Origin of the sequence: Chryseobacterium sp. T16E-39 (genome assembly GCF_002216065.1) — a bacterium.
Classification (GTDB): domain Bacteria; phylum Bacteroidota; class Bacteroidia; order Flavobacteriales; family Weeksellaceae; genus Chryseobacterium.
In genome coordinates, this window is record NZ_CP022282.1 from 4,406,959 (window position 1) to 4,420,070 (window position 13,112).

The window sequence follows — 13,112 nt, forward strand, 5'->3', positions numbered from 1 at the left end:
AATAAAAAAGAGAGGTATTAGCCTCTCTTTTACTCCCTTTATGCTTCTACTTCATTACCATTTTTACACCAATAAAGGGCGTTATATACATTTTCCTTGGGAAAGGATTTAAATTCACCAGGCATTAAAACACTAAATATATCCGTGAAGTTCTGAACTCCTGTGTTATTGGTTACAATGGCAGTACGGTTCCATTTGGTAAGATTCTTTAAACCTAAAAATGCATCCTGTAGCCATGCTCCCATGGTAAAATTATCCAGATCGGTGTCTAAATACAATAAATAATTAAGCTCATCAAACTGATCTACTTTTTGTTTTACATGAGGAATAACCAGTTTTTCAAAATCTTCTCGGGTTACTTCTCCCGTTGCATTGAATGCTGCAACATTTTCCGGGGCATCTGGAATAATCGTGATCATAGTATATTTTTTTTATGGTTTGGTTTTATTTCACCAACAATAATTACACCATTAATCGGCTTTAATTCGTTAAAATACTCATAAATATTAGTATTTTAGTTTAAAATATCAATATGGATTTAAAATCTAATGAACCGTTTTGGTTATTAAAGAACGGACTTGTAGCTTCTTATCCCTCATTAAAGTCTGATCAGGAGTGTGATGTATTGATTGTTGGAGGAGGGATAACCGGTAGCCTTATTGCGCACCAAATGATTGAGGATGGATATCAGACGATCCTTATTGATAAACGTGAGATCTGTAATGGAAGTACCTCAGCAACCACATCTATGCTACAATATGAAATAGACCTTCCTCTTTTCGAACTTATTGCTGAGATAGGAGAGAAAGGAGCTGTTGAAAGCTATAAGGCATGCTCGGATTCAATAGATATGATAGAAAAGCTTGCTAAAGAGTTAAAGACAAAAGCAGGTTTTAAAAGAAAAAGATCCCTGTATTTTGCGTCGAAAAAGAAGGATGTCTCATGGCTGCAACAGGAATTTGAGGCCAGGAGAACATATGGATTTGAGGTGGAGTGGCTGGAAGCTGAAGAAATTCAAAGAGCGTTTGGTTTCCGTAATACATTTGGAGGCATTGTTTCAAAACAGGGAGCCAGTATTGATGCTTTTAAATTTGCTCATGAATTATTGGAATTCAATGCTAAAAAAGGGCTTGCCATATTTGATAAAACGGAATTGAAGTCTGTAAAATATGAGAAAGGATATAATTTGGTCAGCACCACTAATGGTCCTCAGATCAAAGCTAAAAAGATAATCTACTGTATAGGCTATGAAAGCAAAAACTTAATTAAAGAGAATTTTGTCAGTTTAAAAAGTACTTTTGCGGTAGTGTCTGAAATCGATCATGAGAAATTTAAAAATATTTCCAGCACTCTTGTATGGAATACCGATGATCCCTATATGTATATGAGAACGACGGATGACGGAAGATTATTGATCGGGGGAGGCGATGAAGATTTTTATGATGCTGAAAAGCGTGATGCACTACTGAATAAAAAGGAAAAGGAGATTTTAAAGACCTTAAAAAAAATAAAACCTGATTATCATTTCTATCCTGATTTTGTCTGGGCCGGAACCTTTGGAGAAACAAAAGATGGTTTGCCTTATATTGGGACGCATGAGAAATTTAAAAATTCTTACTTTGTCCTGGGATTTGGCGGAAATGGGATTACTTTTTCAGTCACCGGCATGGAAATGGCTTCGCTGTTTATGAAAAATAAAAAACATCCTTTATCAAGATATTTTAAATTTGGAAGATAAAAAAGAGGTGGCTGTGAGAATCTCAGCCACCTGTTTAAAACTAAAATTAGAAGATCGATTAATGCAGCAAATTAGTATGCATAAAATCTGATTGTGATTGAAGCTCTAGAATATAGTGGTGACTGAGGCTCTCGAAGCCACCATTACGAATCATATCCGTTTTTCTTTGCCAATTCCAAAATAGATTTCTCAATTGCTTTTCCAAGATCGTCAGAATCGGAATTCCCTCTTTTCTTCATTTCGGCATCAATATAATTCTGTCTCTTTTTGGAAAGTTCTTCGATCTCTTTCTGTATTTTGTCTCTATCAGCGGATTTTTTAATTACCAGTTTCTTTACTTCTTCTTTACTTTTACCTTTTAGCTCAGCAGGAAGTTCACTTTCTTTAACGGTTGTAATGAAATTGACATCCTTTTCTGCCTTGTCTACAAGATCCCAGTGATCGTTCTTATAGGCATTCTTTTTACTCTTGGCCACAGTTCTTTCTACAGCGTTGGAAGCCGATTGGATTTCTGCATTTTTATCCTGCATTGCCTGTTTGCTTTTGTATTCCGAGCCCCTGCTTCCATAATAGATATAAGTGTCATTGAGCTTTGTGTTGCATTCTGAGATTCGGATATCATACGGTGTTTCAATGTATATTACTTTTCTGTCGCTATCAATATTAAAGTACTTACCGTCACCAGCGATCGCTCCGTTTTGCCAAAAAGATTCTATTCCTTCATTTCTGTCACCACAAAAAATAGTATTGGTATAGATCTTTTTTGCTTTGGCAGATGAAATCACTTCCTTGTATTTAATTTTTCCCTGATCGAAGGGCTCATTTCCTGCAATATAGATCAGCTTCATACTCTTTTCATTTTTATCCCAGTTCAGGTTCATGGTTGCGTCCCGGATTACGGCACCACAGTATTCACTTCCCCCATTGGTTCTTAAGGCAAATAGCTTTTCGGAAACCAGATCTAAATCCTGTGTCAGGGGAGTAACCTGCCGGATGAAATTTTCATCCCGAATCCCGTCGTTCCCGTATTCATAAAGAGCAATTTCTATCTGTGGGGCTTTTCCATCATATTTTAAGGTTGTCAGTGTATTGACGATATTCCATAATCTTGATTTTGCCTGGTCGATCAGCCCATCCATACTGTTTGAGGTATCTAATAAAAGCGCAACCTGGATTTTATTATCCTTTGATATGGCAGGTTCTACTGGAGTCAAAGCCGTACTTTGTATCGTTATGGGTTCGGTTGCCGGATTGTTACTTTTTCCGGTACAACGAATCTCTGCAAGGCTATTCGAGCTTAAAAAAGCGGTGCCTATTGTCAATGTTAAAATTTTAAAAGTTGTCATTATTTACATTTTTAATTTGGTTATCTACTGTAATATTGAATTTGCATGTCTTTCGGATATTTTACTTCAAAAGAAAAGCTAATGGTATCCGAACTTCCACTGTTGATTTTTCTGTTCCAAAGGATGCTTCCTGTTTTCTCATCTAAATTTCCATTACCTATTTCCAGAGACTTTACGGAGATTTTAGAATTTTCACTGATTGGAAGCTGATCGAGGATTTCGAGATCAATACTTTCTTTCGTGTTGTTTCTGATATGTATCTGGTAAGATTCCGTTTCCCATTTATTTGAACTCAGTGTTTTCTGTGAAGTTTTATCTTCCTGTTTTATTCTTTTTACTGTAATTCTTTCATCAACACCAAGGGAAATTGGGAATTCGTCTTTAATATAATTGCTTGTAATATTTGTTTTCCCGATATAATTATCTTCAAAATAGATATTGGCTTCACCAGAGATCAGGTTGAGGTTTTGCCAGTTTTTCACAAAAGCCATCAGGAATACCTGGTTATTGAGTTTCGGTACTGTGTGGTATTTGTAAGTGGCATTTACTTCTTTTTTGTCTAATATCACATATTGCTCCTTTTCCTGACTTACAATCGTCTGATTAAACTTCAGTTCATACATCACGTTCATTTGATTGTCAGATACTGTTGCTACAGGAACCTGGCTTACTGAAGCAACTTCCTCAGCCCGCATCTGGTATGCATTGGTCATATCTGCTTTTGCTTTCATAGAATATCCTGCCAGTTCTTTTTTCGAGTCGTATGCAGTATATTCCGCGACATACAGTGGAGACAAAATAGGCCGGTTCTGATTATATGAAGGTTTGTAGGTCGAAACAAAAAGTTTTACATTGTTCCAGTCCTGACCTGTTTTCTGATATATTTTTCCTTTGTATGCAATCTCAAGAGGTTTCTTTGTAGATTCTGCACGCAGATCGTAAGATGGGACCCAGCCGGCATTAGAAACAATATAACTTACGCCCAGGCTGATGCTCATTTCACGATCAGCAAGGATCTCAAGAAGAAGTTCTTTTTTATTTTGATTTTTATGAGTCTGTTCTTCATTGAATTGTTTATTGATCTTTGCGATACTTTCGTCGAATCCCATTTTCTGTTCATTAAGTAAGAATAGTTGGTTATCAATTTCAAGCATCCTTTTTCTGTAAAATTCAGTCAGTTTGATCAGCTGATCCTGTGGAGTCGACTTATCATTAGTAGAAACCTTCAGGTTGTCATTAATAATATTTTGCTCGCCGGTAAGGTTCTTAATTTGAATATTGAGCAAGCTGATCTGTCTCTGGAGTTTTTTCTTTTCATCTTCCAGCTTTTTTTCACCCTCCGACATTTCATCATCTTTCAGATAATTACTCTGTGGAGTGATGGATAAGAGGGTTGTATTTTTTTCAAGATTAATTTTGTATGTATTTTCATCAATATCATTAGGAAGGCTGATGATCCTTACCGTATTCTTTCCTTTTTGTAAGGAAATAGGAGTGCTGCCAAAAACTTTGGCGCCTTGTAAGAATAGGGTGGCTTGCTTGACCTCAATTTCTTTTTTTATCTCCTGCGATTTAAAAAGAGAAACAGAAAGGCTGAGGAGTAATAAGAAGTATTTCATAGCGTATTATTTAAAATTCTAAAGTAAAATTATCCGAATTTCAGGCTTAAAATCAGAAGACTTGGTGAGTGTTCGCTTTGACTTGGTGAATGAACAGAGAGAGAAAAAGACAGCTCTTTTGAACTGCCTTTTTACTTGTTTTAAAGTATCTCGTATCTTGTTTTAATGCTATACTTTAATTTAATATTTTCAATATTGTCGAACGAGTAGTCAACTCCTGCATCGGCTTCCATTTGTGCATTACCTGATTTTCTCATGTAGGCTGCCATAGGTACAACAGTATCGCTGGTATAGTCTTCTATTTCTACAATTTCCAGAGGAGCACCTACCTTTTTACCCATACTTTCCAGTAAATAATCAGCCTTTTCTTTAGCTGCTTTCAAAGCATTGATCTTTACGGTTTTTCTGAAATCGGCAATTTTGGTGTTTTTTACTTCCGAAATATTCAGGTTGGTTACCCATTTTTGGTTTAGTCCTTCGAATACCTTACTTAGATTAGTTTTTGCATTCACTTTAAACTGAAAGCTCTTGGTAAATTTGTTTGTTTTTGAATAAAGATTCTGGTACATCGATTTGAAGGTAATATCTTCATTTTTTACACCATTGCTTTTTAGAGTTTCAAACAGTTTCTTTTCATTCTCTGCCAGCTCATTTTTGTTATCAGCTTTTATTCCGATATTGAAGATGATTTCATCCGGTTCAACTTCCATTTCAGCAACTCCTGTTACTTCAATTGCATTTTTCTTCATTTCCTGTGCGCTTATTAAACTTCCTGCTGTAAGGAATCCGATTAATAAAAAATGTCTCAATTTCATAATTTTTTGTTTTAAATTCTGAAGTAAAATTAGCGTGATTGAAAACCGGAAATGAAGAGACTTGGTGAAATGAAGTTTTCACTTGGTGAAAGACAAAAAAAACGACAGCTGGTGAGAACTGTCGCTTTTTTTATTAAAAGATTAAAAGATTAAAAGATTAAAAGATTAAAAGATTAAAAGATTAAAAGAGCTTTCTAAACACTAATTTTACACTTTCAACTTTCAACTTTCAATTTCCCAGATGATTACGGTAAAAAGTAAACCTTCGAAATCTTATTATCCTTTATCTCATAAATAGCGGTTCCTTCCACTTTTACGTTTTTTCGAAACCCTGAAACACTTTCCTTATCTATAACGAAATTACCATGGATGATTCTGTTTTTGATTTCACAATGCAGTTCCGGTACTCTGTCAAACATGGCACTGTAACTTTTTCTCATTGCTTCTTTCCCTTTGCTGATTAATTTATCAGGGAAAGTATATAACTCCACATCTTCAGAATAAGGTTCCAGAAAAGCATCAATATTCCTTGCATTATAAGCGTTCAACTGTTGTTGAGCAAGAATCTCAGGTGTTACCTTCAGAATTTTATTTGCCTCTAATGGCTGTCCGTTTTTAAAAACCATTTCGATATGAGTAAGATGATCTAAGTTTTCGCTTGGATCTGAACTCAGAAGTACCATATCTGCAATTTTTCCTGGTGTAATACTTCCCGAACTATTTTCTTTATTAAATATTTTTGCAGGATTGATCGTGGCTGACTGAAGAACCTGCCAGTTGGTCATTCCGCTTTCTTTCATTGCTTTTAATTCTGCAATAAAAGAGGTGGCGTGCTGAGTTGCTATATTTCCGGCATCGGTACCAGCAGCAATAGTGACTCCTCCATCTGAAAGCTTTTTTAAATTGATGACTCTTATAGAATCTTTTTTTCGGGCATAAGCATCTATTTGAGGCTGATTAAAGCGCTTTTTCAACTTATTGACTGTCGTTGAATCCGAAGAATCAGACAAATGTTTCAGGTCATAGATGGAGCCAACCGTTGTTGGGTTTGCATTCTCCAGTTCATAAGTGTTGTACTGTTTTTTCTGTGCATAGGTTTTATAATAGTTATCCATTACCGTAAGGGTAGGGCTCAAAACAACTTTTTTTGATTTCAGGAGTTTAATAAAATCATCCGGTACAACTTCATCTTCTACATCGTGGACTAAAAAGTCAGCACCATTTTGCACAGCAATTTGTGCCGTTAGTCTCTCTGTAGCATGTACTGCAACTTTTAAATTGTTTTTGTGAGCTTCATCGATGGTTGCTTTTATAATAGGCTCATATTTTTTTGCAGTGGCTTCCATATCTTTAGGATCTGCTATTACAATATACCATATCTTAATAAAATCAGGTTTATAAGGAAGCTGCTCCTGAACCATTTTTTTTGCTTCTTCAATGGATTTCACCAACTTAAAAGGTTCATTTTTTTCAAGATTTTTGAAAGCATCGGGTTCGTATGTTGTGATAAGAGGACCCGTCATATATACAGATGGTAAAGTCGTATTTTTTGAGTATGAATCCCTAAGCTTAAGGAAATTATAGGTTGCGCCAGCATCGATTACAGAAGTAATTCCGCTTTTCAGATAACGCAGTAGGAAATCTTCCATATTCTGATGCACCCAATCGATCTCTTTTTCATACGGAGCCTGTTTTCTGAGATCAAATGCATCAGGTCTTGTATATAAACCTCCACTTTGAAAGAAATGAACGTGGGCATCAGTCATTCCTGGCATCAGAAATTTACCTTTTCCATCAATGACCGTTGCATTTTGAGGAACTTTTATTTTGTTGACAGGTTTGATCTCGGTAACAATGTCTTTATTAATGACTACAGTTTGGTTGGGGATCATTTTTTTATTGATAACGTCCACAACGGTTACATTCTGGATATAGGTTTGCGCATGGACTTTAATGGTCAGGAAACACAGGATGAATAATAAGTTCAGGGAGGTTTTCATGAGTTTCGTTTATAAATTTGTTAATTCACAAATATATGAAAACGGATGTATTGGTTATAATCACTTTAAAACTTGGTGAAATGCAGTTTTGACTTGGTGAATGATAAGAGACTATATATAAAGTTTTACTTACTTTGCATTATAGATTAAAGGTAAGTGAAGCTATTTTTGAAAATAATACTGATCATTACACTGGCATTGGGACATTTTTCCTTTGCTCAGGATTCTACGCGGGTTTTAAAGGCTATAAAATCAGCATCTAAACTTAAAAAAGCGGTTGATAATAACGATAATAAAAGTGTTGCAGATACCTATGTTGGAATGGCAAATGATTATTATAACCAGGGAAATTATGCGAAAAGTGAAGAATATCTGATCAAAGCCAAAAATCTGTATGAGAACCTGAATGATAAAAAAAATATTGAGCTTGTCACCCGAAGATTAGCACAATCACAGGAAAAGCAAAATAAGATAACTCCTGCGATAATCAATTATAGTAGAGCGGCAGAGATAGGTTATTCAAAGGAAAGCAGAAGCGTTAATTCAAATGATGTTACAAGGCTTTCATCACCTTCTCAGGAAGCAAAAGCGGAGGCTATTCAAAGTAATATTGATATTAGTAGGAAGGACAATGAAAAAGCTGATCTGGCGGCCAGTTACAGCCAGTTAGCTGATGTAAATATTCAACAAAATAATATTCCTAAAGCTGAGGAGAACCTGAAAAGTGCCTACACCATTTCTAAAAAGCAGTTGGAACCGCAACAAGCTTTAGAGATCAATCAGAAACTAACGAATTTTTACGTAGATAATAAAGATTTTGATAAAGCAATTGAAGCCAAGAAAAAAGTTCTGAAAGAGGATTTTGTAAAAGATGACTCCCAGAAAAAAGTGGAGCAGATCCAGGAGCTTGCAGATATCTATATTAAAAAGAATGATCCTAAAAATGCCATTGAAGCATTAAAAAGTGCATATGGAATTGCTCTGGAAAAAGGACACACCTTGGAAGCCCAAAAAAGCGTTAAGAGATTGGACAGTCTTTACAGTGTCTCCGAAAACACCGATGCTTCGGTAGAGCTGTATAGGGATTTCCTTGGAAAACTTCCTGATCTCGTTTCAAAAGACAGAAGTCTGGTGGATAATAAAGTCCTTGAAGATACAGAACAAAGAATCTCACAGTTAGAAAAGGAAAGAGAACTAAAAGATGAACTAATCAGGAAGAAAAACATCTTTAATTATGGTCTTATCGGAACGTTGATTTTATTACTGGGATTAGTAGGTTTTATCTTCTGGACATTAAAAAAAGTTCAGATCAAGAATAAGAAGATCGCTTTGCAGTCACTCCGTCGGGAGATGAACCCTCATTTTATTTTTAACAGCTTAAACAGTGTTAATCAATTCATCGCTACCAATAATGAATTGGAAGCCAATCAGTATTTAACCAAGTTTTCAAAACTTATGCGGGGCGTTATGGAGAATTCGGCTGAGGATTTCATTCCTTTCCAGCAGGAACTCGATCTGTTGCAAAATTATTTGGCATTGGAAAAAACACGTTTTGCGGATAAATTTGATTTCGAAATCAATGTAGATGAAAACCTTAATTTACAAAGCCTACTGGTTCCCGGAATGCTGGTTCAGCCATTTTTGGAAAATGCTATCTGGCATGGTTTGAGATATCGAAAGGAAAAAGGATTTTTAAAGCTAAGTTTTACAAGAAATGATCAGTATTTGAAAATAAGTGTTGATGACGACGGAATTGGAATTGATGAAAGTAAAAAGCTGAAAACACAACATCAGAAAACAAGAGAAGGACGCGGAATGAAAAATACGATGGAGCGGATTGCTTTACTAAACGATTTGTATAAACGGGATATCCAATGTAAAGTGACAGATAAAAAAAATGAACAGGGTGTCACCGTAGAAATACAGTATAAACTGTAAGCAGTTTTCGAAAATATTTTCAGGACTCATTGTAACTTAATTGGAAATGGTATTGTCTATAAGCTATAGACTTCTTAACATAAAAACTATTTTTACAATGAAAACTAATATCTCTGGAAAATTAGAAGATGCTCCTGTAAACATTAAGATCAAACTTGCAGGGCTTTGGACTTCTGTAACATTATGTTATCTGTACGGTGATTATTTTGAACTGTATACCCCTGGAAAAGTACATGGTCTGGTAGAGGGGACTAATCTACTGGATACTCCATTAAAACTTTTTTTTGCAGCATTACTCCTGTCCATTCCTGCGGTGATGGTATTTCTTTCTCTTGTATTAAAGCCTGGAATTAACAGGATTCTTAATATTTCTGTGGGAATATTTTTTACAGCAATTATGGTGTTGATAGGAGTGACTTCAGTGTCCCGTTGGTATGGATTCTATGTGTTTTTAGCAGCTGTTGAAAGTATTATTACCCTATTAATTGTGTGGTATTCCTGGAAGTGGAAGAGGATTCATTCTTAAGTTGTTTTTAAAGCTAAATATTTATATTTTTACAGGGAAACCGGACACTAGCCGGATCTGTATCAATGAAAATAAAAGCGGTAATTGTAGATGACGAAGCGATAGCAAGAGATGTTCTGAGGAATTATCTCACGAAGTACTGTCCCCAGGTTGAAATTCTGGGTGAGGCTGAAAACATAAAAGATGCTGTCCCTCTTATTGCTGAACAACGGCCCGAACTTGTTTTTTTGGATGTCGAAATGCCTTATGGAAATGCTTTCGATGTTTTGGAGGCCACTAAGGATTACCACTATGAAACTATTTTCATTACAGCTTTTTCTCAATATTCTTTACAGGCGCTTAATAAATCAGCGAGTTATTATATCTTAAAACCGATAGACATTCAGGAACTCATCCTTGCAGTTAATAAAGTGGTAGAAAGTCTGGAGAAGAAGGAGGAACTCAACCGGAATAAAATTCTGCTTGAAAATTTAAAATTAAAGCCTGAAAAGCAACAGCTCATTTTACCAACTCTGCAGGGATTTGATGTTGTAAAAACAGAAGATATTGTAAGGTTGCAGGCAGATGGTAATTTTACCCAGGTCTATCTCACAGATGGATCTAAAAAGATGGTGTGCAGGTTTTTAAAACATTTTGACGATCTCCTCGAAGCACCATTTGTAAGAGTTCACCGCTCACATATTATCAATACAGGTTTTGTGAAATCCTATCATAAAAGTGGAACGGTAACACTCCTGGATGAAGCCGAAATTGAGGTTTCCGGGACTTTTAAAGATGCTTTCCTGAAAGTTTTCTCTTAGATTTATTACTTATTAACGGCTCAAGGGCATTATTTTTGGACTTTTTCATAGCACCACAAAAATCGTATTGTTATGAAAAATATTCACAAAATAGCCATTCCTGTCTCGGTTGGAGTTTTAGGATTATTAGTTTTTAATTACTATTCGGTAAGGATCCCCAAAGGAGCTGTTGCCGTAACTCATTTTGATGCTGAAAAGTATTTGGGCAGATGGTATGAAATTGCACGCTTCGATTATAAGTTTGAAAAAGATATGGATAACGTAACCGCTACCTATTCCCAAAATTCAGATGGGAGCATTAGAGTGGATAATAAGGGCTATAATTATGTAAAAAAAGCTTGGGAAGAGTCTATAGGAGAAGCAAAATTTGTAAAAGCTCCAACTGAAGGCCGATTAAAAGTTTCTTTTTTCAAACCCATCTGGTCAGGGTATAATGTTATCGACATTGATGAAAATTATCAATATGCTTTAGTTGCCGGAAATAGTTTGAAATACCTTTGGATATTATCCCGAACCACAGAAATTCCTGAAAGTATAAAACAGCGTTTTTTAGAAAAAGCTAAGAAGATAGGGTATAATATTGATGAATTGATCTGGGTGAAACATAATTAGTGATAGGGCGGATGTGTTCATTTGTTGGTTTGCGAAATCGTAAAACTGTTGATTCGTAAAATCGTAAATGGGTTGAGGGATTAATGGTAGAGTAATGAATAAAAATGTGGAAAAGCTGATTGAAAAAGAGCGGAAAGGCTGAAAGGCAAAATCGTAAAAGTGTTGATTCGTAAAATTGTAAAATGGGTTGAGGGATTAATGGTAGAGTAATGAATAAAAACGAGGATAAGCTGATTGCAAAAGGGCGGAAAGGCAAAATTGCGAAATGGTTGATGGGTAAAATCGTTTCGCAATTTTGTGATTTATAACTTAAATGGTGTTGAGATCTAAACCTTTTATCTTTTCACCATCTGCCATTCGTTGATTCTGCCATTTTACAAATTAACGATTCCGCGATTTTGCTTGCTCTAACCAGAGATTTTCCCGTCATTTGTATTAGATTTTTTCAAAAAATTGACAATATGGAAAATGCTGTTCTCATTACTATAGGAGATGAGATCCTTTCAGGAAATACGATAGACACCAATTCGAATTTTATTGCTACCGAGCTTAAGAATATTGGAATAAAAGTTTCACAGATCTATACAATATCTGATGAAATTGAAACCATTAAAGAAACTTTACATGCCGCCTTTGAAATTGGGGATTTGGTAATTACAACGGGTGGATTAGGTCCCACAAGAGATGATAAAACAAAAAAGGCCCTTGCTGAATTTTTTAATGATGAAATAGCTTTAGACGAAGTTACTTTTGAGCATTTGAAAAATTATATGGAAAAGAGGGGAAGGGCTGATATATTGGAAAGGAACAAAGAACAGGCTTTTGTACCTACAAAATCTACCGTTTTTCAGAATCAATATGGAACCGCACCCTGTATGATGATGAAGTATAATAATAAATTAAGCTTCAGTCTGCCGGGAGTTCCTTACGAAGTAAAACCATTGATCAAAGATCAGATTGTTCCTTATTTAAAAGATACTTTCAGCCTGCATTACATCAGTACAAGAATTGTTTCTGTAGTTGAAATTCCTGAGAGTATTCTTGCAGATAAAATTGAAGATTGGGAACTTGCACTACCAGAAAATTTAGCATTATCATATCTGCCGGTTGGAACTCGTGTCAAGTTGAGATTAACTGCATCCGGAGATAATGAAGTTATTTTAAAACAACAACTGGAAGAAGAGATCCAGAAGTTACTTCCTATAATTGGCGAAAAAATTATTGCCACTACTGAGGACAAGATTGAGAAAATATTAGGAGAGCTCTTAAATGAGAAAAGACTCACACTCTCTACAGCTGAAAGTTGTACGGGAGGGGAGTTGGCAAGGATGATTACTTCAAATTCCGGAAGTTCTAAATATTTTATTGGTGGGATCGTCCCTTATGCTACCGAGAAGAAAGTTGAAATTTTAAAAGTTTCTCAAGAAACTGTTGATGAGTTCACGGTGGTAAGTGAGCAGGTATCCCGGGAAATGGCAAAAGGGTGTCAGCGTTTATTTGGTACGGATATAGCGATTTCTACAACAGGAGTAGCAGGTCCTGGAAAGGGTGAAGATGGGAAAGAAGTGGGTACTGTTTTTTATACGATCAGGATTAAGAATAGAGAGGAGAGTTTCAAATTATACATGCCTCATTTGGAAAGACTTGACTTTATGAATTTTGTTTCTCAGAAAATTATTCAGGATTTAGTGGGTTTACTTATAAATGATTAAGTAGAT

The 13,112-nt window shown here is 35.6% G+C and carries 11 protein-coding genes; 6 read left to right on the plus strand and 5 right to left on the minus strand.

The genetic code is table 11. The annotated features are described in order from the left end of the window. Positions 1-38: 38 nt before the first annotated feature. The gene (locus CEY12_RS20130) at positions 39-419 is read right to left on the minus strand and encodes an STAS/SEC14 domain-containing protein (RefSeq protein ID WP_089029358.1); all 381 of its coding nucleotides are present in this window, start codon (positions 417-419) and stop codon (positions 39-41) included. Between the two features lie 113 nt (positions 420-532). Between CEY12_RS20130 and CEY12_RS20135 the strand changes: the two genes are divergently transcribed. Then, entirely contained in the window at positions 533-1,738 is a 1,206-nt protein-coding gene (locus CEY12_RS20135; RefSeq protein ID WP_089029359.1) for an NAD(P)/FAD-dependent oxidoreductase, read from the plus strand. A gap of 143 nt (positions 1,739-1,881) precedes the next feature. Here the strand turns inward: CEY12_RS20135 and CEY12_RS20140 are convergent, their stop codons facing one another. The 4 genes from CEY12_RS20140 to CEY12_RS20155 all read right to left on the minus strand — a co-directional run bounded on the left by CEY12_RS20140 (position 1,882) and on the right by CEY12_RS20155 (position 7,518). After that, positions 1,882-3,084 (minus strand): VWA domain-containing protein, encoded by a 1,203-nt coding sequence (locus CEY12_RS20140; protein ID WP_089029360.1) that lies wholly within the window; start codon positions 3,082-3,084, stop codon positions 1,882-1,884. A 20-nt stretch (positions 3,085-3,104) separates the two neighbouring features. Next, entirely contained in the window at positions 3,105-4,703 is a 1,599-nt protein-coding gene (locus tag CEY12_RS20145; RefSeq protein ID WP_089029361.1) for a DUF4139 domain-containing protein, read from the minus strand. Positions 4,704-4,843: 140 nt separating this feature from the next. After that, entirely contained in the window at positions 4,844-5,518 is a 675-nt protein-coding gene (locus CEY12_RS20150) for an SIMPL domain-containing protein (protein ID WP_089029362.1), read from the minus strand. Positions 5,519-5,763: 245 nt separating this feature from the next. Further along, the gene (locus CEY12_RS20155) at positions 5,764-7,518 is read right to left on the minus strand and encodes an amidohydrolase family protein (RefSeq protein WP_089029363.1); all 1,755 of its coding nucleotides are present in this window, start codon (positions 7,516-7,518) and stop codon (positions 5,764-5,766) included. 168 nt (positions 7,519-7,686) lie between these two features. Here CEY12_RS20155 and CEY12_RS20160 point away from each other — a divergent pair, with 168 nt between their 5' ends. The 5 genes from CEY12_RS20160 to CEY12_RS20180 all read left to right on the plus strand — a co-directional run bounded on the left by CEY12_RS20160 (position 7,687) and on the right by CEY12_RS20180 (position 13,106). Beyond that, positions 7,687-9,456: a histidine kinase gene (locus CEY12_RS20160; protein ID WP_228409738.1), complete on the plus strand. Its 1,770-nt coding sequence runs from the start codon at positions 7,687-7,689 to the stop codon at positions 9,454-9,456. A gap of 97 nt (positions 9,457-9,553) precedes the next feature. Further along, positions 9,554-9,982 carry a DUF6326 family protein gene (locus tag CEY12_RS20165; protein WP_089029364.1) on the plus strand — a complete coding sequence of 143 codons (429 nt, stop codon included), beginning with the start codon at positions 9,554-9,556 and terminating at the stop codon, positions 9,980-9,982. Positions 9,983-10,047: 65 nt separating this feature from the next. Further along, entirely contained in the window at positions 10,048-10,782 is a 735-nt protein-coding gene (locus CEY12_RS20170; protein WP_089029365.1) for a LytR/AlgR family response regulator transcription factor, read from the plus strand. 72 nt (positions 10,783-10,854) lie between these two features. After that, positions 10,855-11,394, plus strand: coding sequence for a lipocalin family protein (locus CEY12_RS20175; protein ID WP_089029366.1), 540 nt, complete (start codon positions 10,855-10,857; stop codon positions 11,392-11,394). 461 nt (positions 11,395-11,855) lie between these two features. Next, positions 11,856-13,106 carry a CinA family nicotinamide mononucleotide deamidase-related protein gene (locus CEY12_RS20180; RefSeq protein ID WP_089029367.1) on the plus strand — a complete coding sequence of 417 codons (1,251 nt, stop codon included), beginning with the start codon at positions 11,856-11,858 and terminating at the stop codon, positions 13,104-13,106. Positions 13,107-13,112 lie beyond the last annotated feature (6 nt).